Origin of the sequence: Nostoc sp. CmiVER01 (genome assembly GCF_034531135.2) — a bacterium.
Classification (GTDB): Bacteria; Cyanobacteriota; Cyanobacteriia; order Cyanobacteriales; family Nostocaceae; genus Nostoc.
Map to the genome: position 1 here is coordinate 369,181 of NZ_JAVRBU020000005.1, position 21,808 is coordinate 390,988.

Annotated in this window: 22 protein-coding genes and 1 pseudogene; 16 read left to right on the forward strand and 7 right to left on the reverse strand. The window is 40.6% G+C overall.

Annotation, left to right across the window (positions count from 1 at the left end):
• The first annotated feature begins 55 nt into the window (after window positions 1–55).
• Together RMZ43_RS10530 and RMZ43_RS10535 are read left to right on the forward strand one after the other, a co-directional pair.
• Entirely contained in the window at window positions 56–412 is a 357-nt protein-coding gene (locus tag RMZ43_RS10530; RefSeq protein ID WP_322649616.1) for a hypothetical protein, read from the forward strand.
• Window positions 413–453: 41 nt separating this feature from the next.
• Entirely contained in the window at window positions 454–627 is a 174-nt protein-coding gene (locus RMZ43_RS10535) for a hypothetical protein (RefSeq protein WP_322649712.1), read from the forward strand.
• Here the strand turns inward: RMZ43_RS10535 and RMZ43_RS10540 are convergent.
• A pseudogene (locus RMZ43_RS10540) lies at window positions 590–700 on the reverse strand (DnaJ domain-containing protein); the annotation flags it as partial. The gene RMZ43_RS10535 and the pseudogene RMZ43_RS10540 overlap by 38 nt on opposite strands.
• Before the next feature lie 365 nt (window positions 701–1,065).
• Between RMZ43_RS10540 and rppA the strand changes: the two are divergent.
• The 3 genes from rppA to RMZ43_RS10555 all read left to right on the forward strand — a co-directional run bounded on the left by rppA (window position 1,066) and on the right by RMZ43_RS10555 (window position 4,830).
• Complete coding sequence (gene rppA, locus RMZ43_RS10545) at window positions 1,066–1,800, forward strand: two-component system response regulator RppA (RefSeq protein WP_322654050.1); 735 nt, start codon at window positions 1,066–1,068, stop codon at window positions 1,798–1,800.
• A 227-nt stretch (window positions 1,801–2,027) separates the two neighbouring features.
• A complete protein-coding gene (rppB, locus tag RMZ43_RS10550; RefSeq protein ID WP_322649614.1) occupies window positions 2,028–3,362 on the forward strand; it encodes a two-component system sensor histidine kinase RppB in 1,335 nt (444 codons plus the stop codon).
• Between the two features lie 460 nt (window positions 3,363–3,822).
• Window positions 3,823–4,830 carry a mechanosensitive ion channel family protein gene (locus RMZ43_RS10555; protein WP_322649613.1) on the forward strand — a complete coding sequence of 336 codons (1,008 nt, stop codon included), beginning with the start codon at window positions 3,823–3,825 and terminating at the stop codon, window positions 4,828–4,830.
• A gap of 42 nt (window positions 4,831–4,872) precedes the next feature.
• Here RMZ43_RS10555 and RMZ43_RS10560 read toward each other — a convergent pair whose 3' ends face one another.
• Window positions 4,873–6,150 (reverse strand): GAF domain-containing sensor histidine kinase, encoded by a 1,278-nt coding sequence (locus RMZ43_RS10560; RefSeq protein ID WP_322654049.1) that lies wholly within the window; start codon window positions 6,148–6,150, stop codon window positions 4,873–4,875.
• 419 nt (window positions 6,151–6,569) lie between these two features.
• Here RMZ43_RS10560 and RMZ43_RS10565 point away from each other — a divergent pair, with 419 nt between their 5' ends.
• Genes RMZ43_RS10565 through RMZ43_RS10590 form a run of 6 tightly spaced genes read left to right on the forward strand, consistent with a single transcriptional unit; the run spans window position 6,570 to window position 11,024 of the window.
• Entirely contained in the window at window positions 6,570–7,097 is a 528-nt protein-coding gene (locus RMZ43_RS10565; protein WP_322654048.1) for a DM13 domain-containing protein, read from the forward strand.
• 46 nt (window positions 7,098–7,143) lie between these two features.
• Window positions 7,144–7,941, forward strand: a complete 798-nt coding sequence (locus RMZ43_RS10570) for an SDR family NAD(P)-dependent oxidoreductase (RefSeq protein WP_322654047.1) — start codon at window positions 7,144–7,146, stop codon at window positions 7,939–7,941.
• Window positions 7,942–7,953: 12 nt separating this feature from the next.
• Window positions 7,954–8,667, forward strand: a complete 714-nt coding sequence (locus tag RMZ43_RS10575; protein WP_322654046.1) for an NADPH-dependent FMN reductase — start codon at window positions 7,954–7,956, stop codon at window positions 8,665–8,667.
• Between the two features lie 6 nt (window positions 8,668–8,673).
• Window positions 8,674–9,504 (forward strand): MIP/aquaporin family protein, encoded by an 831-nt coding sequence (locus tag RMZ43_RS10580; RefSeq protein ID WP_322654045.1) that lies wholly within the window; start codon window positions 8,674–8,676, stop codon window positions 9,502–9,504.
• A gap of 32 nt (window positions 9,505–9,536) precedes the next feature.
• Window positions 9,537–9,668 carry a hypothetical protein gene (locus tag RMZ43_RS10585; protein WP_322654044.1) on the forward strand — a complete coding sequence of 44 codons (132 nt, stop codon included), beginning with the start codon at window positions 9,537–9,539 and terminating at the stop codon, window positions 9,666–9,668.
• Between the two features lie 36 nt (window positions 9,669–9,704).
• Window positions 9,705–11,024 carry a 2Fe-2S iron-sulfur cluster-binding protein gene (locus RMZ43_RS10590; protein ID WP_322654043.1) on the forward strand — a complete coding sequence of 440 codons (1,320 nt, stop codon included), beginning with the start codon at window positions 9,705–9,707 and terminating at the stop codon, window positions 11,022–11,024.
• A gap of 159 nt (window positions 11,025–11,183) precedes the next feature.
• Here the strand turns inward: RMZ43_RS10590 and RMZ43_RS10595 are convergent, their stop codons facing one another.
• A complete protein-coding gene (locus RMZ43_RS10595; protein ID WP_322649607.1) occupies window positions 11,184–11,654 on the reverse strand; it encodes a GNAT family N-acetyltransferase in 471 nt (156 codons plus the stop codon).
• Between the two features lie 136 nt (window positions 11,655–11,790).
• Between RMZ43_RS10595 and RMZ43_RS10600 the strand changes: the two genes are divergently transcribed.
• The 4 genes from RMZ43_RS10600 to msrA (RMZ43_RS10615) all read left to right on the forward strand — a co-directional run bounded on the left by RMZ43_RS10600 (window position 11,791) and on the right by msrA (RMZ43_RS10615) (window position 17,313).
• Window positions 11,791–12,375 carry a TetR/AcrR family transcriptional regulator gene (locus tag RMZ43_RS10600; RefSeq protein ID WP_322649606.1) on the forward strand — a complete coding sequence of 195 codons (585 nt, stop codon included), beginning with the start codon at window positions 11,791–11,793 and terminating at the stop codon, window positions 12,373–12,375.
• A 206-nt stretch (window positions 12,376–12,581) separates the two neighbouring features.
• The gene (locus RMZ43_RS10605; protein ID WP_322654083.1) at window positions 12,582–15,290 is read left to right on the forward strand and encodes an MGH1-like glycoside hydrolase domain-containing protein; all 2,709 of its coding nucleotides are present in this window, start codon (window positions 12,582–12,584) and stop codon (window positions 15,288–15,290) included.
• Window positions 15,291–15,496: 206 nt separating this feature from the next.
• Entirely contained in the window at window positions 15,497–16,513 is a 1,017-nt protein-coding gene (egtD, locus tag RMZ43_RS10610; protein WP_322654042.1) for an L-histidine N(alpha)-methyltransferase, read from the forward strand.
• 122 nt (window positions 16,514–16,635) lie between these two features.
• Entirely contained in the window at window positions 16,636–17,313 is a 678-nt protein-coding gene (gene msrA / locus RMZ43_RS10615; RefSeq protein ID WP_322654041.1) for a peptide-methionine (S)-S-oxide reductase MsrA, read from the forward strand.
• Window positions 17,314–17,362: 49 nt separating this feature from the next.
• On the opposite strand, the gene msrA (RMZ43_RS10620) is transcribed toward msrA (RMZ43_RS10615), so the two are convergent.
• The 4 genes from msrA (RMZ43_RS10620) to RMZ43_RS10635 all read right to left on the reverse strand — a co-directional run bounded on the left by msrA (RMZ43_RS10620) (window position 17,363) and on the right by RMZ43_RS10635 (window position 20,426).
• Window positions 17,363–17,854: a peptide-methionine (S)-S-oxide reductase MsrA gene (msrA, locus tag RMZ43_RS10620; RefSeq protein WP_322654040.1), complete on the reverse strand. Its 492-nt coding sequence runs from the start codon at window positions 17,852–17,854 to the stop codon at window positions 17,363–17,365.
• Between the two features lie 515 nt (window positions 17,855–18,369).
• On the reverse strand, window positions 18,370–18,984 hold the full coding sequence (locus tag RMZ43_RS10625) for an anti-sigma factor family protein (RefSeq protein WP_322654039.1): 615 nt from the start codon (window positions 18,982–18,984) through the stop codon (window positions 18,370–18,372).
• 157 nt (window positions 18,985–19,141) lie between these two features.
• Entirely contained in the window at window positions 19,142–19,798 is a 657-nt protein-coding gene (locus RMZ43_RS10630; protein WP_322649601.1) for a sigma-70 family RNA polymerase sigma factor, read from the reverse strand.
• Between the two features lie 487 nt (window positions 19,799–20,285).
• A complete protein-coding gene (locus RMZ43_RS10635; protein ID WP_322649600.1) occupies window positions 20,286–20,426 on the reverse strand; it encodes a hypothetical protein in 141 nt (46 codons plus the stop codon).
• Window positions 20,427–20,705: 279 nt separating this feature from the next.
• Between RMZ43_RS10635 and RMZ43_RS10640 the strand changes: the two genes are divergently transcribed.
• The gene (locus tag RMZ43_RS10640; RefSeq protein ID WP_416212446.1) at window positions 20,706–21,683 is read left to right on the forward strand and encodes a L,D-transpeptidase; all 978 of its coding nucleotides are present in this window, start codon (window positions 20,706–20,708) and stop codon (window positions 21,681–21,683) included.
• Window positions 21,684–21,808: the final 125 nt, after the last annotated feature.

Genomic DNA, 21,808 nt, shown 5'->3' on the forward strand with positions numbered 1-21,808 from the left:
ACACCTGAGCCAGAAGTAGTTTCATGCTGATTATAGTTTCAAGGAGAAACAGATTATGAACGAAGAACACTCTACTTCTAACCGAGAAAATGAAAATCAAACGCCCCCAAATACTAATCCTATTGCAACAGGATTGGGAGCAGCCGGAGGCGGAATTGCCGGAGCCGCACTAGGCCGCTCAATTGGTGGTAAGGTTGGTGCTGCAATTGGTGGCATTGCAGGTGCGATCGCACTTGGAGTTGCAGCCAATGAACTGGTAGGATACACCGAGCAATTCATTGAAGAACTCCAACCAACAGTAGGCTTAGGATTAGGAGCAGATCACAAACCAATTGAACTACCTAGTCACTATAGTTGGGAAGAATTACAAGCCCTATCAAAACCCCAAGGTGGAGAAATGCAAGCCACCTAAGCCAATAATTTTAATTACGAATTACGAATTACGAATTAATCATGTTTCCACTCTGGTTAAAAGCGGGTTTCTGGGGAGGAATTGCCATCATTTCTGGTATTGCTGCACTTCTAGGCTATGCTTTGTTCAGTCATTTCTCACAAGAAATCATTGCCGCTACTACTGCGATCGCCGCAGGTGATATTTGCGAGCAAGTTTGCGGTAAGCTCGCTTAATATCGTCAGGAGTTGCAGTTTTATAAACTCCCAAAATGTTGTAATAATCTTTGAAATCAGTTGAAGTTGGCATGATTAAACTCTCATAATCCGACTATTCTGCACTTTGAACGCCTTTTACCAGTGATAAGTTAATACGCTTGGGTTGAGCGGCAGCGAAACCCAACAAAGCCTTGATAAGGAGAAAGATTTCATTAAAATATCATTTTTTTATGGATTTAAAAACTATGCAGACATCAGTCTTAAGTAGAATCTAAATTTCATAATTATTTCACTTTCTTGTGAAAGCATATTGAAAGAAGGCTTTTAGCATTGAATTGACCTTTTTTTAATTAAAAATAATAATAATTTTTAATTAATTTGGGGTATAGAGCTAACACTGATTGCAATTTTTAATTAATAATTTTTAATTTTTAATTGGAGCGAAGCGACTTGACTATGCGGCTGATATTAGTTGAGGATGAAGCAGATTTAGGTGCAGCAATCAAACAAGTCCTAAGCCATGAGGCGTATATAGTTGACTGGTTTCTAGATGGTACTCAGGCATGGCAATATTTAGAAACTGGCTGGACTGAGTACACACTTGCGATTTTTGATTGGATGCTGCCTGGAGTATCGGGGATAGAGTTGTGTAAATGGTTGCGATCGCGCCAATTAATTCTACCTGTATTAATGCTAACGGCTAAAGACCGGATGGAAGAAAAGATTATTGGTCTAGATAGCGGTGCAGATGATTATTTAGTTAAACCCTTTGATATGGCAGAACTGCTGGCAAGATTGCGGGCATTACAAAGGCGATCCTCTTACGTAGGAGCAACCCTTACACCTCAAGTCCAACCTCGCCGCTTACAAGTAGGCTGTCTGACACTCAATTACAGCACTCATGAACTTACTCGCCAGTATAGTGACGCCCAAAAGCAAGTATTTTCTTTAACTGTTAAGGAATTTCAATTGTTAGAATATTTCATGAGACATCCTAACCAAATTGTCAGCCGCGACCAAATTATTAATCAGCTTTGGGAAATTGGTACAGAACCAGTTAGTAATGTTGTAGCCGCACAAATTCGCTTATTGAGACGCAAATTAGGAGAAGAAGAGAACGAATCTTTAATTGAAACTGTTTATGGTGTGGGCTATCGTATGAATATTCCGGCTGCGGAAATAGGCATATAATTTCTGCTAACTCGACAACGACCGAACAATTCGCAATTCGCAATTGCGGATGTAATTAAATAATTGATTCATCCTTCAAGATCATTGCCCCTAATTTTAATTATGTAAAAATCAAAATACGTAGTATCAAGATCCAAGCCTCTAACTTTAGTTAGGGGGTAATAATTGCGAATTGCGAATTAGAAATTGCGAATTGGAAATGACACTTTCACCAAGATTATAGAAATATGGAACGCAATCCCATCTTTCACCAGACTCGGTTGCGCCTAGCAGCTTGGTATACCCTCGTCATGGGCGGTATTTTAGGACTATCTAGTTTGGGGGTTTATAGTGTGGTTGCCCATGCCTACTATGAAACCATAGACCAGGGATTGCAATCAGTCGCAAATGCACTCCATAAAAGTATTGAACCGGCTTGGCAACAACCCGGACAATTACAACGCCTGAATAAAGAGTTTTCTTTAGAATTATGTGTAGGTCAGACCAGTTGTTTGCCCAAAAGAACATCCATTAAAAAATCAATCGCAGAGGCGGCGAATTCAGTTAATTACTATATACGATTATTGGATCGCTCAGGAAAACTTTTTGCTAGTGGAGGCATGGAATTTGACAATTTTCCGATTAACTCAGCAGTAGAGCATTGGCAAATATTAACAGATTCCTCTGGCACTCGATACCGCGAAATTACTTTACCTTTATATACTCAAAACCAGGTTTCGGGTTATTTACAAGTGGCGCGTAGTATTACTGATTTAGACCAACATCTGATTTATTTAAGATTAGCTTTGGTGTTGGGATTGCCAATTTCGATGATTTTCGTTGGTTTGTCTAGTTGGTGGTTGGCAGGAAGGGCAATGCAACCTGTATATCTTTCCTACCAACAAATGCAACAATTTACTGCTGATGCCGCCCATGAGTTTCGCACACCTTTAGCAGCAATGTACTCTACTATTGAAGCTGCTATCAAATTACAGCAAGAACCAAAATCCAATGGGGGAATTTTAGATGTACTCAAACGCCAAAATCGGCGACTATCACAATTAGTTGGAGATTTATTGCTATTAACCAGGATAGACCAAAAAGAACTAGCAGGAGAATATCAGTCTTGCTGTTTAAATGATTTAATTAGCGATTTAACAGAAGAATTAGCATTTTTGGCAGTAGAAACTAAAGTAAATCTCTCTAAACAGGTGCAAGTCTCAGAAAAACTGTATGTGATGGGAAATGAAGAACAGCTTTATCGCTTAATTTCCAACTTAATTGCTAATGCAATTCAAGCTACATCTAGCGGTGGAAAAGTCACAGTTTTTTTAGAAAAAATTGAGCTTTACGCCATGATTAAAGTTGAAGATACAGGAATTGGTATTGCTGTTGAACATCAAGAGCGAATTTTTGATCGCTTCTACCGAGTAGATCGCGATCGCTCTCGTACCTCTGGCGGTTCGGGTTTAGGATTAGCCATCGCAATCGCGATCGCCAGAGCGCATAAAGGTAATATTCACGTTCAAAGTCAACCTGGGCTAGGTAGTACATTTACAGTTCGACTTCCTCTTTCATCGTGATTTCTAGAAGTAAATGTTGCTATCTAATGCATTATTTATCTTGATAACGATATTCTATGCTAAAACTTTTGTTTAAAATCCAGAATCTAAAATCATTTGATTTGGAGGAGTTTTGATAAATAATATTTGCAATCGCTTTAGGGGGCTTAAGTTTTTTCTTACTTTTTGAAGTCAGTCAGGTGCAAGAGGTCAGAGGAGAAAAATCAGATTTTCCTCACAAATAAAATTGATATTGACCGAATTTAAATATGTGTTATTCTCAACTTTTATATAGAGGTAACACTGCTACCTCTATACATTCATTTTTATTCTTATGTCTAATATCTAAAATCCTGTTATCTTACCCTAAGATAAATTTTTCATTCTATTTATAGATAGGAAAAACTAACTAAAGGTGGAGTTAAATATCAAAATCTTTTTATACGCTTATTAACGTTGACTAATTAAGCAAGATAAGATCATGAATGCAGATATATCCGCACTCTGGGACAGAGTCCAGGGAATGATTAACGGATTCATTGTCCTACTGCCGAATATCGTGCTGGCATTGATTGTCTTTGCAATCTTCTTCGCGGTGGCTAGAGAAATTAAGAGAGTAGTTAAACGATTAACTCGCGATCGCCACCAAGCTCGGAATCTAGGACTAGTACTGGGACGCTTGGCGCAAGGTACAATATTGTTAATCGGGCTATTTGTTGCTTTGTCGATTGTAATACCCACATTCCGAGCCGGAGATTTGATACAACTACTGGGGATTAGCGGCGTAGCGATCGGCTTTGCATTTCGTGACATTCTGCAAAATTTCTTAGCTGGGATTCTGATTCTTTTGACAGAGCCGTTCCAAATTAATGACCAAATAGTTTTTAAAGACTTTGAGGGAACTGTAGAAAATATTCAGACACGAGCGACAACAATTAGAACTTACGATGGTCGTCGCATTGTAATTCCTAACTCAGAATTGTTCACTAATTCGGTAACTGTAAACACTGCCTTTGAAAATCGCCGACTACAGTATGATGTCGGTATTGGTTATGGCGATGATATAGACCGAGCCAAAAAGTTAATGCTTGAAGCATTGCATAGTGTGCCGGAAGTACTGAAAGATCCTGCTCCTGATGTGCTGCTCATGGAACTTGCCGAAAGCACCGTTAATATCCGCGTTCGTTGGTGGATCAACCCGCCACGACGTGCAGACGACCTTGCCTCACGGGACAAGGTGCTATCTACAATTAAGAAAACGTTAGTTGAAAACGGTATCGATTTACCCTTTCCCACACAGCAAATTTTATTCCATGACCAGACAGAAGAGACAGATGGCGATCGCTCCCGTCAGCGTGAAGGTTGGCCATCCGGTAAAGGCAAAATACCAAAACCTCGCCGCATGGGAGATTCACTCAAGTTACTTACTCAAGAGCGCTCCTCAGAAGATGACAATGGTAAGAGCGATCGCAACTTAACAAGATTGTAAACTTTTTAGGTATTTGCTCGATCCGTCAAAAATGCTATCCGTTTAAAGGCTCCCAAGACCAACCACAGGTAATTGAATACTTACCTTAGTACCTATCACAGTGTCAGATTCAATAGATAATTCTCCACCATGAGCATTGACGATACGTTTGCTAATAGCAAGCCCTAACCCAGTACCGCTTGGTTTTGTGGAAAAGAACGGCTGCGTTAGCTTTGACAAAACTTCTGAAGGAATTGGCTCACCACCATTGCAGACATTAATGCAGATTTTATCAGGAGACGAATTATCCACTTCCCATTTGATCGTATCTCCGGCTGAGACTGCCTCACAAGCATTGCGGACAATATTAATAAACACTTGTTTTAACTTATCTTTATCTGCTAAGATTTTGACTATAGGTAGCGCTGGAATAAATTCGATTTGCCGTGAGAGTGCTTCTGGCATCTCAGACATTGGCATCAGTAATTCACAAATAAATTCATTCACATCCAATTCACACAGTTGCAATACCTGAGGTTTGGCATAAAGCAAAATTTCACTCAGCAGATTTTCTAGCCGACTAGCCTCACTAAGTGCCAGCGATAATCGTTCAAGAGCCGCTTCAGTCAGAACAGTTTTTTTAAAATACTTCAATCCCATAATCATTGTTGTTAGTGGATTGCGAATTTCATGCACAATCATCGCCGCAAATTCACCAATAGCTGCTAGCCGTTCCTGTTCTAAAAGCTTGGCTTGGGCTGCTTGTAGTTCTGCGGTGCGTTTTTCTACCTCAGTCTCCAGGATATGATTGAATTGGCACTGCTGCTGGTAAAGATGATAATGATCGATGGCAGTAGCAGCACGTTCAGCGAACAATTCCACAATTTGGATTTCTTCTTTAGTAAATTCCCTCGCTTGCCGATGAAAAGAGCAAACAGTACCGAAGACTTGACCTTCAGTAGTTTGCAAAGGTATCCCTAAATATGCTCGATAACCTGGCGCAGGTTTACCATATTCTGGATTAGCCACAGCATCCTCAACAGCTAATGTGCGCCCAACTTGCATAACTGTACCAATCAATCTACCATGCAGTGCATAAACACGAGGTGTATCTTCGGACATTTCCAGACTACTCGCTAGAATAGTTTCAAACCCCTCTTGGCAAAAGGTAACAACCGTCCAATCAACTGCAATCAGTTCGCTGACTCCACAGGCAATGTTGTGTAAATAGCTACCTATTTCACCAGTGCGATAGTTCAAAGAGGACAAACGTGCTATTATCTGCCGCTCGCGCTGCCAAGGCTGTTGCAACAACATTTCTTCATCATCGGCTTTGCTCATGGATGCTTGTTGCATGGTTTAGCAAAATAATTTAAAAAATCAAATATTAAATATTGAATTTTCCAGGTATTAACTCTGGATATCCTAATAATTTTGATGGGGAAATTTTACTAGATAAATGTGCTATTTATGCAGAAAAAGTATGAATTTTTACTTAAATAAATGTAAATTTATACGACAAATAGCAAGCAAACATCAGGCTACTAACAAGTATTGTATCTTTTTTTACATTTATAACCGTAACTTAAAAATTTAAATTTTGCTGAGAAATCTGTAAGAAGTTTCTAAGGGAAATATCAGTTTTTTAGATATCAATCCTTATCTATTCATAATTCGTAGATAAATTATTTAAGCAATAATCAGTTTAAAGTTCAAGCCAACAGCTATATTGCTGATTGAGGCATTGAGGAATTTAAATTATGAAATTAAGACATTTATTAATACTGGGTTTGTCTTCTCTGGTCATGGTTGGCTGTGTCCCCGAAGTCTCAAAGAACCAGGCTAATGAAAGTCCTATAGCTGTGAATGCCTCTGTTCCCATGTCTTCAACTCAGGCGAAACCGTTAGGCAAGTCAGCACAATCTCCAAATTCAACTGTTATGAAGTCAGGCACATTTGCTTCTGGAGAACAAAAAACTCAAGGAAAAGCTAGTATTACCACTAAAGACGGCAAATCATTTCTAGAGCTTGATGAGTCATTTAAAACTTCTGAATCAGGGCCAGATTTAGTAGTAATTTTGCATCGTTCAGATAACGTGATTAATTTAACTAAGCCACCATCCTATCCTTTAAAAAAGGGAGATTATTTTATCATAGCTCCGTTGCAAAAATATAGTGGCGCTCAAACATATTCCATTCCTCAAAATATCAATTTAGCAGACTACAAATCCATCGCTATCTGGTGTCGCAAGTTTAATGCTACTTTTGGCGCTGCTAGTTTGAGTTAGTAAATATTAATCAACAACTTAAAAATCAATCACTAGGAGAAAGTTTATGAAACTAGAAGGAAAAGTTGCCCTAGTAACTGGGAGTAGTCAAGGAATTGGACAGGGAATTGTTCTCGGTCTAGCTCAAGCAGGGGCGAATGTGGTAATTAACTATCGTTCTCACCCAGAAGGAGCAGAGGATACTTTAGCAAAAGTGGAAGCGATTGGTGGTAATTGTCATGTAGCTCAGTGTCCAAAATCGCATGGTTATACAGTTCAAGCAGATTTGGGTAGTGTCGATGAAGTACGCCAACTGATTGCAGAAAGTATTAACCATTTCGGCAAGCTAGATATTTTAGTAAATAATGCTGGCATTGAAAAACACGCACCATTTTGGGATGTCACAGAAGCAGATTACGACGCTGTAATGAATGTCAATTTAAAAGGTGTTTTCTTTGCCACTCAAACTTTTGTACAACACCTGATTGAAACTAAACGAACTGGAAAAATTATTAATATTAGTTCGGTGCATGAAGAACTACCATTTCCTAATTTCACAGCTTACTGTGCTAGCAAAGGCGGAATGAAAATGCTCGCTCGTAACTTAGCTGTTGAGTTGGGTGCTTTGGGGATCACGATTAATACTGTTGCGCCAGGAGCAATAGAAACTCCGATTAATACTAAGCTGTTGAATGACCCACAAAAGTTGGGTGCGCTATTAAAAAATATTCCGCTTGGTCGCTTGGGTCAACCACAAGATGTTGCTTCTTTAGTGGCGTTTCTGGCTTCTGATGATGCTGACTACATTACAGGTAGCACTTTCTTTGTGGATGGTGGACTACTTTGGAACTATCAAGAACAGTAGGGAGAAAAAACTATGTCAGATTCATCCTTATTTATTCCAGTTATCCTTGGTACTTCTCGTCAAGGTCGCCAGAGTGAACACGTTGCTAAATTTATCGTTGAGCAGGTTGCAGCACGCGATCGCTTAGAAACCGAACTGATCGATATTAGAAAGATAGCGATCGCTAATGATGATGCAGGTGAACCACTCAAAGACCCTCAATTTTCTGCAACTATGGAACGGGCAGATGGATTAATTATCGTTGTACCAGAATATAACCACGGTTATCCGGGTTTACTCAAACACATACTTGACACCTGCCTTAAAGAATACATTCATAAAGCCGTTGGACTGTGCGGCGTTTCCGCAGGCCCCTTTGGTGGTACAAGGGTAATCCAAAACCTCTTACCTGTGATGCGGGAGTTGGGGCTAATGACTATTTTCTATGACCTCAACTTTAGCAACGTTCAAAAACTATTTGATGAGTCGGGTAATTTGATTGACAAACCAACCTACATTCGCCGTATGGAAAGGTTTATGGACGAATTAATTTGGATGTCAACTGTCCTGAAATATGGGCGACAAGAAGTCAGCTTGGAGAAAAAAGATAATATCCAAGTTAACACCTATGCCAGTAAACCCTGCCCGGAAATAGCTGCTCGGATGGGTGCAGATGCAATGGATACCGTCCTGCAAGTAAGTCGTAATGCCCAGACTGGTGAAGTGAAAGCTACCCCAATTACTTAAGTTCTTATGATGCAGACGCTACGGAAACATTATCCAGAATACTTGATGGAAGCTGCGGGACTAGGGATATTTCTGATTTCTGCGGTGGTGGTGACTACCTTGTTACAACATCCAGCTTCACCAATTCCACAAGCAATTTCCGATCCACTTTTACGACGGTTTATCATTGGTGTGGCGATGGGATTAATCGCTATTTGTATTATTTATTCTCCTTGGGGTAAACAATCAGGCGCACATCTCAATCCGGTTGTCACCTTCACCTTCTTTCGTCTCGGCAAAATTCAACCGTGGGATGTTATTTTTTACATTCTGGCTCACTTTATAGGTGGATTACTAGGATTGCTGTTTGCTGTGGTGATATTTAGAGATGCAGTTACCAATCCATCTATAAATTATATTGTCACAATTCCTGGTGCGGGTGATGCAGGTGTGGCATTTTTGGCTGAACTGGTGATTTCTTTTGGAGTAATGCTGATGATTTTGTTCGCATCCAATACCCCCAAACTAGCACCATTTACAGGCATATTTGCAGGAGTAATGATTGCAACTTATATCACAGTAGAAGCACCATTGTCAGGTACGAGCATGAACCCAGCCCGTACCCTAGCATCAGCAATTCCATCTCACAATTGGACAGCCATTTGGGTTTATTTCACCGCACCACTTTTAGGGATGCTATTGGCAGCCGAACTTTATATCAGGCTGAAAGGAAAAAGGGCTGTAAGATGCGCTAAACTCCATCACCACAACAACAAACGCTGTATCTTTCGCTGTGGCTATCGTCACCCAGAAGTAGATAAAAGATGGTTGTTAAGCGACAAGTTACCTAATCCCTAATCAATGCAGTAAATGATAACGAGGAAATCACCATGACAGTTAATCTCCAAGGAGTATTACAGCAACCAGGACAAGGTTCTTCTTACTTTGAAAAAGTTTTAGCTGTGGCTCCTAAGTATGATCTTGAAATTATTTCTCCACCTGCTGAATCTTTGCAGGTATAGCCCAACATTACTAAAAATATTAGACAGGAAACAGCGATGCTAGAAAGTCTGGGAAGAATTAAGAATCCATTAGTCAGAAGTATAGCCGCAGCAGCTACAGTTGCTTCAGTAATTACCTTATCTGCTGCTGTTGTAATTGGAGTAACCAATGCCAAAGCTAAATCTGCCTATCAATTTGGTGTCTATTCCTCACTGTTTGGAGTAGCTAGTGGTGCAGTATTTGGCTTAGTTTATACAAGCAAAGCAAGTGGAAACAAATCTACTCCAGACCTCACAGCATCAGATAGTTATATTTGGCAAGATTGGCGAAATTTTGTTGTTGTTCGTAAGGTGAAGGAGAGCGAAGAAATTACCTCTTTCTATTTACAACCTGAAGATAAAGGGGAAATTCCCAACTTTCAACCGGGTCAATTTTTAACTATCAAACTTGATATACCTGGACAGGATAAGCCTGTAATTCGTACTTACTCGCTTTCAGATTATCCTGAAAACTGTGAATACTATCGTCTCTCAATTAAGCGGGAACCTGCACTGAACGGATTAGATGTTATGCCCGGTATAGCATCTAATTTTATGCACGATCGCATTCAAGAAGGTTCAGTAATTTTAGCGAAACCACCAAACGGTAAATTTATTTTAGATGTGCAGAAATCTATCCCCGCAGTGTTGATTAGCAATGGTGTGGGAATTACGCCAATGATTAGTATGGCTAAAGCTTGTAGTCTTCTTAATCCTACTCGTCCTATTTGGTTTGTACATGGTGCTAGAGATGGTAAATTCCATGCTTTTCGAGATGAAGTGAGGGAAATTTCTCGACAAAATCATAATCTGAATGTGCATTTTCGCTATAGTCGTCCTACACCTGAAGATAGAGGTAAATACCATAGTGTTGGTTATGTTGATGCTGCTTTGATTCAAGAGTTAGTAAGACAAGAAGCTGAGTATTTTTTGTGTGGTTCTCCATCTTTTATGCAGTCCATTATGCAAGGGTTGAAGGAATTGGGAGTACCTGATAGTAGAGTATTCTTTGAATCTTTTGGTAAACCGATGAAAAGTGTATCTGAGAAACAAACTCAAACGGCAACTGGAGATGAGACATTTGCAGAGATTGTCTTTGCTAAATCTGGCAAAACTTTGACATGGCAACCTAGTGATGGCACGATCCTAGAATTTGCCGAAGCCAATGATATTAATCCACCTTTTAGTTGTCGTGTAGGTGTTTGCGGTACTTGTATGTGTAAAATCCGCGAAGGTGTAGTTGCTTACCAAGAAGAACCAACTGCAACAACTGATAAGGGTTCGGTGTTGATTTGTATTTCTCAACCTGGAACGGCAAAATTGGTGTTGGATATTTAATAAATTTCTCTGATAATCAAGTAATATTAAGCATATTATCTATCAGGCTTAATATCGGTACAAAATTTTATTAAAGAAGATATAAAATTGTGCAAGTTATCTCAGTCAACTTAGGACTTTCCCGTGAAGTACTTTGGAACTTTCAGAAGCTTACTGCTCCTAAGCAGACAGGGCCTTGCGGTAAACAATTTTGTCAGCGCCCGCTTGATAGAAGTCGCGTATCCGTGCTTCCTCCTCATAACCGCACTTGCGGTAGAAAGCTCGCGTGCGCTCGAAGTCCGGCGTACCCGACGTTTCGACTAGCAGCACACGCCCGCCGCGTGCCATCAATGTTTGCTCAACGTAGCGTAGCAGGGTCGCACCACGTCCTTGTCCTTGGCGGTCGGGTCGGATCGCAATCAACTGTAGATTCCATGTCTCATCAGTCATCCGTTCCATCTCACAGTAAGCAACCCCCACCGCCCCGTTGTCGTCGTCGGTAATCCAAAAGCGATTACTGTCGCTGCTACAATTGAAGTACTCAGATAGCATTTCGCCAAGCTCCTCAAGTTGGTTCGGTTGGAACAGTCCGCTTGCGTCTGCTAAGGCAATCAGTGCGGTTGTGTCATCGGGTATGGTCGGTCGAATCATCGCAAACTCCATGTGTAAAACAGGTTAGCCTCTGGAGTAAATATCACAACAGTTGTTATGTAGTTTTAAACCATAACAACTGTTGTGATAAAATGTCAAGATACTTGTTTCATGTTGCTGTAAACCGAGGAGAGCTATGAGTTATGACGATCGCCGTATTGAAGTCACTAAAGCAGCATGGCAGGTGATTGTCCGTGAAGGATTGGATCGTGCCAGTATGCGGGCGATCGCGCAAGAACTTGGCTCTTCAACCGGGGTTGTTACCCATTACTTCCGAGATAAAGAAGAACTCACCCTATTTGCTCTGGAACAGGTGTTTGAAAACGTCCTAGAGGAAATGAAAACCTGTGCCGAGGGGCAACAAGGAATTGACAGACTAGCACAGATGATTTTTGTGGCTCTACCTCTGGAGGACATTGACAAAGCTGATTGGAAGGTTTGGGTGGCATTTTTGGGCTATTCTATCGGGCGCGATCGCCTTGTTCAGGAACACCGAAAACGCTATGACTTTTTACGGCAGATTATTTGTCAAGAATTAGCTGACTTACAAAAAGCCTTGCTAATTCGAGCCGATCTTGATTTAACCCTCGAAGCCAATGCACTCATCGCCCTAGTGGATGGCATTGGCACTAGTGTTGTTATTTGTCCTGAGCAATTCTCCGCAGATCAACAAAAATATCTCGTGCGGCGACATATCAATGCTTTACTGACATCATCTTGAACACCGACGAACAGATGATATCGAAACGATCATTGATTTTGATAATAAAAATTAATATAAATTTTTCCTGAGTTTATCCTAGATTTTTATTTATCAATTCACCTAGCAAACTTTAATCAAAATATCAGCTCCATCTTTGATAAAAACGTGACACTCAATATAGCAAATTAATTAAAATAAAGTGCAGATATGCAGAGGGTGAGATGATGACAACTCCAACCCAAGAAGAAATCAGATTAGCAGAAGCCCAAAATCAGATAGCCCATTGGCGCAAATGGGGGCCATATTTAAGCGATCGCCAATGGGGAACGGTACGCGAAGACTACAGCCCCAACGGTACAGCCTGGGACTATTTCACCCACGATCAGGCTCGTTCTCGCGCTTACCGTTGGGGTGAAGATGGGATTTTTGGTATTTCTGATAATCATCAACGGCTTTGTTTTGCGATCGCTCTTTGGAATGGTGAAGATTCTATTCTCAAAGAAAGAATTTTTGGTCTAACTGGTAGTGAAGGTAATCACGGTGAAGATGTTAAGGAATATTACTTTTATTTAGACAGCACCCCCACACATTCCTATATGAAAGCGCTGTATAAATATCCTCAAACCGCTTTTCCCTACTCCCAATTAGTTGCAGAAAATCAACGCCGAAATCGTCAAGAGCCAGAATTTGAACTACTAGATACAGGCGTATTTGATGATAATCGCTATTTTGATGTTTTTGTGGAGTATGCTAAGCATTCTGCTGAAGATATTCTCATCCAAATTAAAGTAGTCAACCAAGGTACAGAAGCTAAGACATTACACCTGTTACCTACCATTTGGTTTCGCAATACTTGGTGTTGGAATGGAGATGCAGATAAACCGACTTTAAAAGAGATTAAATCAGATCGTAGCTTCAATATCATTGAAGCGTCTCACCCAAGTTTAGGAAATAGGTGGTTATATTGTCAGGAAGCAACAGAGGTTCTCTTTACAGACAACGAGACAAATTATCAGCGATTATTTGATTCTCCCAATACCTCCGATTATGTGAAAGATGGCATTAATGACTACATCGTAAATGGTCAAAAATCAGCAGTTAATCCCGAGAAAAGTGGGACAAAAGCATCTGCTAATTATGTCTTAACAGTTGGAGCAGGTGAAACTAAAATTATAAAATTGCGGCTTAGTAATGCACCAAATTTAGTTGAAGCATTTGGTAATGATTTTGAAGCAATTTTTAGTCAGCGACAACAAGAAGCTGAGGAATTTTATCAACGTATTACTCCATATCCTCTAAGTGAAGATATGCGAAATGTGCAACGACAAGCATTTGCTGGGATGCTGTGGAGTAAGCAATTTTATCACTATATTGTAGAGAATTGGTTGAAAGGCGATCGCAACACACCAACACCCCCAGCAGAACGGCAAAATGGTAGAAATCAAGAATGGTTCCATCTCTACAATGAAGATATTCTCTCTATGCCTGATAAGTGGGAATATCCCTGGTTTGCGGCTTGGGATTTAGCATTCCATACTATTCCTTTGGCAATGATTGACCCAGATTTTGCTAAATACCAATTGGATGTTCTCACACGGGAATGGTACATGCATCCTAATGGGCAAATCCCTGCTTATGAGTGGGCATTTGGTGATGTTAATCCCCCTGTTCATGCTTGGGCAACTTGGCGCATTTATAAGATTGAGCAAAAGATTTACGGGCGAACAGACAGACAGTTTTTAGAACGGGTTTTTCAAAAGCTGATGCTCAATTTTACCTGGTGGGTAAATCGTAAGGATGCTGAGGGTAATAACGTCTTTCAAGGAGGGTTTTTAGGATTAGATAATATTGGCGTATTTGACCGTAGTGCAGCCCTGCCTACAGGTGGACATATTGACCAATCTGATGGTACTAGTTGGATGGGAATGTACTGTTTAAATATGTTAGCGATCGCTCTAGAATTAGCCAAGACTAATCCTGTTTATGAAGACATTGCCACCAAATTTTTTGAGCATTTTCTCTACATAGCCGATGCTATGAATAAAATTGGCGCAATGGAAGCCAGTTTATGGAATGAACCAGATGGATTTTACTACGATGTTCTACATTTACATGAACGGCAGATTACCTTAAAAGTCCGGTCAATGGTGGGATTAATCCCCCTATTTGCGATTGAAAGCATTGAACCAGAAACGTTAAAGATGCTTCCTGGCTTTAAGAAACGGCTGGAATGGTTTATCCAAAATCGTCCTGACTTGCGGCAAAATGTAGCTTGTATGGAAACAAAAGGAATTGGTGCTAGAAGATTATTAGCAATTGTTTCACGGGATAAATTAAGAAGTATTCTACAAAAAATGCTCGATGAAAGTGAGTTTTTTAGTCCTTATGGTATTCGCGCAGTTTCCAGATTTCATGCTGAACATCCCTATACTTTTGATGTCAATGGCTCACAATTTCGTGTAGATTATGAACCTGCTGAATCTAGCAGTGGTTTATTTGGTGGTAATTCTAACTGGCGCGGCCCTATTTGGTTCCCGGTGAATTTCTTATTAATTGAATCTCTGCAAAAATTCTATTATTACCTGGGCGATGATTTCAAGGTGGAATGTCCCACAGGTTCCGGTAAGATGATGACACTTTGGGAAGTTTCATGTGAATTGTCTCAAAGGTTAACTAGAATTTTCTTGCAAAATTCCTCTGGTCAACGACCTGTTTATGGTGGGATACAGAAGTTTCAAAATGACCCGCACTGGCAAAATTTTATTTTATTCCATGAGTATTTTCATGGTGATAACGGAGCCGGAATTGGCGCTAGTCATCAAACTGGATGGACAGGATTAGTTGCTCAACTTATTCAGCAATTTGGTGAATATGAAGCACAACATCAGGAACCAAAAATTGAGCATGATAAAAAGGCGATCGCTATAGCATAAATCCGCCTAAATCACTGCTTTCATAACAGGAGATCGGGCTATAAGTCTGTATCTCAAGCTTTTCTATATAGCGATTTTCATTGAGTGAGGCACACTCGTAGGGGCAATTCATGAATTACCTCTACACCTTGCAATTTAACGTCGTACTGCATTTGAATGGGAATCGTTATATCTCAATGCAAAAATAACTCAAGGAGAGCAATAAATTGAGGATTCAACAAAAAGAAGATTCTCGCTTTCGCTGGATTAATTTACATTCGTCTCAGCTATCAATTCAGGAAGGTACAGATATTATTCAAGGACTAAGCAATCAACCTAAAACCTTACCATGCCGTTACTTATACGATGACCAAGGATCAGAACTATTTGAGCAAATTTGTGAACTGCCAGAATACTATCCAACTCGCACCGAGCAAGCAATTTTAGAAACATCTGCCCTAAAAATCGCCCAAATGACAGGTTTATGTACCTTGATAGAACTAGGTAGTGGTAGTTCTCGCAAAACTCGCCTATTGTTAGATGCGTATAGTCAATTTCAACAAGAACTGCAATATTTTCCCATTGATGTTAGTGCCGGAATTCTTCAAATCACTGCCTTGGATTTACTTCATCAGTATCCGAAATTAAAACTTTGCGGTTTGGCAGGAACTTACGAACAAGCACTAGCACAACTTCCACCTGCTGAATTTGAGAATCGAATGTTAATTTTTTTGGGAAGTACGCTAGGAAATTTAAATGAGCAAGAATGCAGCGACTTTCTCATGCAAATTCAAAGAGCATTGAAACCTGGAGAATTCTTTTTATTTGGGGTGGATTTGCAAAAGCCAATAGAAATTATCGAGGCAGCTTATAATGATTCCCAATCTATAACAGCAACTTTTAATTTAAATATTTTGCATCATCTCAATCGACGCTTTCAAGGTAATTTTGAAGTCAAACAATTTGAACATTGGGCTTTCTACAACCCAGTAGCTCACCAAATTGAAATGCATCTACGAAGTCTCAAAAATCAAACCGCAGTCCTAAAAACTTTGGATTATCAGGTTTCTCTCCAGTCTAAAGAAACAATTCGTACCGAAATATCCCGCAAGTTTCATCTACCAACTTTAGTTTCTGTTTTAGAGAATCATGCACTTCAGCCATTACAAATCTGGTCAGATTCTCAAGGTTGGTTCGGCTTAATATTATGCCAACGTCAGCCTACCATTCATGAATATCTATAAGCAGAAAAATACTTCTGTCCAAAGTTTTAATCGCCGAGTTGGTTTTGAAGATTGCTATCTAATGACAAAATAGCTGAATAAACTCGGTTCTTTGTCTATTAAATAAAGGAGTTCACAACCTCATGTCAACTTATAACTTTACTCTCTCCCGTCAGTTATTACGCAACTTGTCCATCATTTCGCTGACTTTTGTACTCTTATACGGTGCATCTCGTGTGATGCTTTCTGCTCCCGCCACTGATATTTCGACTGTTGCACCGCAGGGAAAGCAAGTAGCGGTTTTCGCTGGTGGGTGCTACTGGGGAATGGAAGCAGTTTTTGAGCATCTATTAGGTGTTTCTGATGTCGTTTCTGGCTTTTCTGGGGGTGATGCAAGAACCGCAGACTATGCAATTGTTAGTGCTGGATTAACCAATCACGCTGAATCAGTGAAAATCACCTACGATCCATCAAAAATATCATATAATCAGCTTTTAAAAGTCTACTTTTTGGTAGCGCATGACCCAACAGAGTTAAATCGACAAGGCCCAGACTCAGGTAGGCAATATCGTTCAGCGATCTTTTTTGCTAACGATGAGCAAAAACAGGCTGCACAAAAATATATCGCTCAACTCAACAAATCACGAATCTTCGACAAGCCGATTGTGACAGAATTAGATCCTTTGAAAGCTTTTTATCAGGCTGCGGCATACCATCAGAATTATATAGTGCATCATCCGAGCGATCGCTATGTGGTAGTGAATGACTTGCCGAAGCTGGCTAAACTTCAAGAAAACTTCCCCGATATGTATAGCAAGTAAGGAGATTTGTAGCATTCGGCTTTTAAATCCCCTTCAATCCGGTGAAAGATTAGCCTATCCTGTAAGATGCTCGTCCATGCTTCTCCAGATATTGCTGATGATACTCTTCTGCTCTATAGAATTGTGATGCAGCTACAATCTCCGTCACAATTGGATTTTTGTGATAACGAGAACTATTTTCAAGCTGCTTTTTGGAGGCTCTTGCTAATAATTCCTGCTCTGGAGTGTGGAAAAATATCACTGACCGATATTGATAACCAACATCTAGCTCCTGGTGGTTTGATGCTGTGGGATTGTGCTTATTCCAAAACACATTTAGCAGTTGATCATAAGATACTATTGCCGGATTGTATTCCACTTGCACTGCCTCAGCGTGTCCAGTTTTGCCTCTACAGACATCTTCGTAGGTTGGATTTTCAAAGTGTCCGCCACTGTAACCAACTGCTGTACAAGTTACTCCTTTTATTTGACGAAATGCTGCTTCAACTCCCCAGAAACAGCCTGCTCCAAATGTCGCTTTTTGTAGATTAGCGTTTTGCATATCTTTGATAACTCTTTGAATAGAGCTAGAACACAAGGCTAAACTTGTGTCAGTTAAATAAGCTGACACTCGCCCAGCATCAAGTTAAGCTAGCACTTAAAAATGTACAATTTTTTTATACTTCTACAGATACTGTGCTGGCAAAGTAGTTAATTTTAAAAGACCTTTTGTACAAGGCAAATTATTTGCTTTGCCAATGGCCTACCCAGCGATGACGCCAGGAGATAGCCAAGTTCACGGATATTTACTCAATTTTTCCAACCCAAGGACTTTAAATGAACTAGAGTGCTGGAAGATTGCCAGCCGAATAGACAACCACCAGAAAATCTCTATAATCGACAAATTATCAAGGTTTATGAGCCACAGTAGCTCTCTTTGGGTTGGGCTTGGGTTGATTTAATGACTTTAGACCAAGTTTACCCAATTAAGATACATTCTCCAACCTGACGGCTGCTGGAGTGGCTGTGGTTTAAACGCAAAGTACAGTTATAATCTGTGAACTATTAATTTTGCGATTAGTTTATGTCTTGTTTGGAGTCGTGCCGTTGCGGCTGTACCGGATAAATTGGATTTTCTGGAGAAGCTACTGCTGCTTTAGGAATTTCAATTACCGGGTTATTTAGCCCCACCATCAAAGGGGAAGGTGGAATTATTGAGGCTGAAGATGTTTGTATAGGTTCTATTTGTGGCCGTTGTGCCAGTTGCGGCACTCTCGAACCAATAGGTATTAAACCAGATACTGCACCGATTACACAAGCCGCAACGGCTGCACCTCCCGCCATCCAGTTTAAACGGGAACGACGGCGCAAACGTGTCAATACTTGCTCAACTGCTACTTCTGGTGACTGTTGGGCTGTGGGCACTGGGAGAGTCCGCAAGCCTTGACGCAGCTTCAAAAGTCGAGCATACAAGCATTGAACAGAGGCATCATTTGCTAGCCATTCTTCTACTTGCTTGCGTTCAGTGGCTGTGACTTCACCATCGAGATAAGCACTCAATAACTCGAAGCGATCGCGCTTCACCATATCCATAAGACCCGTTGATTCATTGGTATGCTTGGCCATTCCATCTGACAAATCTTGAGGAAGTTGTAAAGGAGAACGGTCGTAAAACTGAGAATCAGTAGTCATCTTAACATTATTACCAATTCATGCACGGGTAAACTGGGTGGGAGATTTGGAGAAATTAGCCAATTTTCCTTCTCAGGGCAGAAGCGATCTACGTCTTTGGTGCAATTCTTAATCAATCCTTAAATTCTGCCATTGGGCAGAGGCAAGATACTGTAAATTAGGAGTCTAGATAATTCTGCAAGTGAGTTTGCAGCCTCGATCTAGCTCTGGCGATTCTTGACTTGACAGTTCCTAAAGAAACTCCAGTGATTTCGGCAATTTCTTCATAAGCCATGCCTTCGATTTCTCTCAGGACAATGGTAGTACGAAACACCTCTGGTAAATCCGCGATCGCTTCTCGTAGTTGCTCGTAAAATTCTCTGGTTGTCAGTTCTTCTTCAGGGCCGGGAGTATCACCAGCGATTTCCCAATCCATCTCGCCGTCCTCTAACGAACGTGGAGCATCCAGTGACAAAGGACTCATAACCCGCTTGCGTTTCCGCAACTCGTCGTAAAACAAGTTGGTGGCAATGCGGCTTAACCAGCCCCGAAATTTGGCGGGTTCTTGTAATCGGTTAATATTCCGATACACTCGAATCCAAACTTCTTGGGCTAAATCGGCTCTGTCAGCCCAATCTGGAGCCAGGTGATATAAAACTCTATCAACTTGACTTTGATAGCGGCGTAATAGTTCTGCAAACGCAACACGATCTGGTCGCAGTCCTGCTTGACAGCGCAAAATTAAATCGTGGTTAGGGAGTTTGTCAACTTGCACTGATGCTTCTGGATACTTTGCATCAACCGTTGACCAGGATACAGAGATCGACTGACTCATAGATCGTACTGGCTCTAAATCATCCCTATCTATTAGACCTGCTAATGGGACAGAAGTTCCATGCTAAGGTGACGGATTTATGACTGGAACACTGAGGTCAACAATTTTGGATACATTTATAGCAATAAAGAGGGCCACTTTTTCCTTATACTGCTGGCATAGTTAGCCAAGACCCAATACGCTTAGGTTAAGCAAATTTATCTGTTAAGGTAGGCTGTTCTTGAGCAGGGGAGGCTGGCGTTGCAAGGGGAGAGAAAAAGCTTAACTGAGCTGTATTGACCCAAGCTCCATTAACTAATAAAAGCGCGGTCACATGCACATTTTGGTACTTTTTGCAACTGGGTATATACGCTTGATAAAAATAATTAAATCTGGTTATAAGAATGAAGATAAAACTTTTGTAATTCTAACTTCTTAATACCTTTAAAGTTGAGGTATTAATTTCTGGAGGTGGTTGCTGTGGTGACTATAATAGTGATTTATTTTTTCACTTTGTTACCAGAATAGCTGCTGATTGTTCTGGTTGTGATCCGTAGATAGCACCATTATATTGCTCTGGTACACGAACTTGAAAAAGGAAATTGAGGGAAAATGTAATTGTGACTGCTAAGAATAGTTTTTCAAACATGATTTTTCTCCCACCGACACCACTAAGAATTGATTACTACATTTTAAAAGTTGCACCAGAAAGTCTAAGTATTGGCTTACAACCCCCAGAACTTTGGAGGAATGAGGTTGGTCACTTAGAGTTTTGCTGCTGGAACAATTTGCATAGTCTTAGTTTGCCCAGAGATGTTGGCAGATTTATAACAGAAATGATAAGTATTGATAAATTTTTGATGATCGGATGATGAACTCATCGAATTACTCGGCTGGATATGTCAGGGATAAATAATAGGCGATAGCAATGGTAAGAAATGAATCTGTAGGGCGGATGGTAATGTTGCTCTGTTTTGGCACAGCATTTTTATCTTTAGCTGTCCATTGGCGCATTACTACGGCAGAACGGCAGTCTAATAAGTCTGTATCTATAGCGATGCGGCGAGATTCTACCCTAACCAATCCTAAGGGAGGCCGCCCAGAAGGAGTCTACAAAAATCTTTCCCAAGTTAGTTTAGGGGAAATTGCACTGGGTGCATCTGTGCCAATTGATGAAGCTACCCAAGGTACAACTGCCCAGAGGGTATTTACACCAAAGTCCTCTGCTATTAAGCCTCAAACTAAGGTGAAAGTAATTAAAAAAAAGAATGTAGCCAAAGCAACTAAGTCGAAAATAATTAAGAAGAATTTAGCCAAAGCAACTAATGTAGGCGCAATTGTCCCCCAAACTCAGCCCCAAATCATTAAAAAAGATGTAGCGAAAGAAACAGAACTACCAGCTAAGACGCGGCTGGTGGCACAAACAGAAAGACAAAATTCAGTTACAGATAGTTGGCCAAAAAGTATATGGTCTCAGGCTTCAGCCCAACAAGTACCATCTAATAGGCTGGCAGATACTAAGACGCAAGTAGTAGTTGATTTAAGCGATCGCCGGACTTATGTATACGCAGGAGATGAGGTGATAGCCAGCTACCCAATCGCTGTAGGTAAGAAAGGTTGGGAAACGCCCACAGGTTCTTTTCAGGTGATTCACATGCGACACTATCCAATTTGGCGTCACCCGATTACAGGCAAAGTATTTAAGGCTGGTACGGATAGCCCCTTGGGAGACAGATGGATTGGGTTTTGGTCAGATGGACGGAATGAAATTGGCTTTCATGGCACGCCGGATATTGACCTAGTGGGAACGGCTGTATCCCACGGCTGCTTAAGAATGCGTAATTCTGATGTTCGATTGTTATATGAGCAAGTTAGTTTAGGGACAACAGTATTAGTGCGTGATTAATAGGACTTACGCACGTACATAAGTACTATAGGGAATTTGGGTATTTCAGCCGTGTTTAGCACCCAGCAATGTCTACGAGGGGCTACGCCTACGCAAATATGGAAATAAATCGGGATTATGCGAAG

What these genes read in the sequence shown, in the direction of transcription:
- RMZ43_RS10530 (WP_322649616.1), top strand. Translation starts at nt 56, where the DNA reads ATGAACGAAGAACACTCTACTTCTAACCGAGAAAATGAAAATCAAACG.
- RMZ43_RS10535 (WP_322649712.1), top strand. Translation starts at nt 454, where the DNA reads ATGTTTCCACTCTGGTTAAAAGCGGGTTTCTGGGGAGGAATTGCCATC.
- rppA (WP_322654050.1), top strand. Translation starts at nt 1,066, where the DNA reads ATGCGGCTGATATTAGTTGAGGATGAAGCAGATTTAGGTGCAGCAATC.
- rppB (WP_322649614.1), top strand. Translation starts at nt 2,028, where the DNA reads ATGGAACGCAATCCCATCTTTCACCAGACTCGGTTGCGCCTAGCAGCT.
- RMZ43_RS10555 (WP_322649613.1), top strand. Translation starts at nt 3,823, where the DNA reads ATGAATGCAGATATATCCGCACTCTGGGACAGAGTCCAGGGAATGATT.
- RMZ43_RS10560 (WP_322654049.1), bottom strand. Translation starts at nt 6,150, where the DNA reads ATGAGCAAAGCCGATGATGAAGAAATGTTGTTGCAACAGCCTTGGCAG.
- RMZ43_RS10565 (WP_322654048.1), top strand. Translation starts at nt 6,570, where the DNA reads ATGAAATTAAGACATTTATTAATACTGGGTTTGTCTTCTCTGGTCATG.
- RMZ43_RS10570 (WP_322654047.1), top strand. Translation starts at nt 7,144, where the DNA reads ATGAAACTAGAAGGAAAAGTTGCCCTAGTAACTGGGAGTAGTCAAGGA.
- RMZ43_RS10575 (WP_322654046.1), top strand. Translation starts at nt 7,954, where the DNA reads ATGTCAGATTCATCCTTATTTATTCCAGTTATCCTTGGTACTTCTCGT.
- RMZ43_RS10580 (WP_322654045.1), top strand. Translation starts at nt 8,674, where the DNA reads ATGATGCAGACGCTACGGAAACATTATCCAGAATACTTGATGGAAGCT.
- RMZ43_RS10585 (WP_322654044.1), top strand. Translation starts at nt 9,537, where the DNA reads ATGACAGTTAATCTCCAAGGAGTATTACAGCAACCAGGACAAGGTTCT.
- RMZ43_RS10590 (WP_322654043.1), top strand. Translation starts at nt 9,705, where the DNA reads ATGCTAGAAAGTCTGGGAAGAATTAAGAATCCATTAGTCAGAAGTATA.
- RMZ43_RS10595 (WP_322649607.1), bottom strand. Translation starts at nt 11,654, where the DNA reads ATGATTCGACCGACCATACCCGATGACACAACCGCACTGATTGCCTTA.
- RMZ43_RS10600 (WP_322649606.1), top strand. Translation starts at nt 11,791, where the DNA reads ATGAGTTATGACGATCGCCGTATTGAAGTCACTAAAGCAGCATGGCAG.
- RMZ43_RS10605 (WP_322654083.1), top strand. Translation starts at nt 12,582, where the DNA reads ATGACAACTCCAACCCAAGAAGAAATCAGATTAGCAGAAGCCCAAAAT.
- msrA (WP_322654041.1), top strand. Translation starts at nt 16,636, where the DNA reads ATGTCAACTTATAACTTTACTCTCTCCCGTCAGTTATTACGCAACTTG.
- msrA (WP_322654040.1), bottom strand. Translation starts at nt 17,854, where the DNA reads ATGCAAAACGCTAATCTACAAAAAGCGACATTTGGAGCAGGCTGTTTC.
- RMZ43_RS10625 (WP_322654039.1), bottom strand. Translation starts at nt 18,984, where the DNA reads ATGACTACTGATTCTCAGTTTTACGACCGTTCTCCTTTACAACTTCCT.
- RMZ43_RS10630 (WP_322649601.1), bottom strand. Translation starts at nt 19,798, where the DNA reads ATGAGTCAGTCGATCTCTGTATCCTGGTCAACGGTTGATGCAAAGTAT.
- RMZ43_RS10635 (WP_322649600.1), bottom strand. Translation starts at nt 20,426, where the DNA reads ATGTTTGAAAAACTATTCTTAGCAGTCACAATTACATTTTCCCTCAAT.
- RMZ43_RS10640 (WP_416212446.1), top strand. Translation starts at nt 20,706, where the DNA reads ATGGTAAGAAATGAATCTGTAGGGCGGATGGTAATGTTGCTCTGTTTT.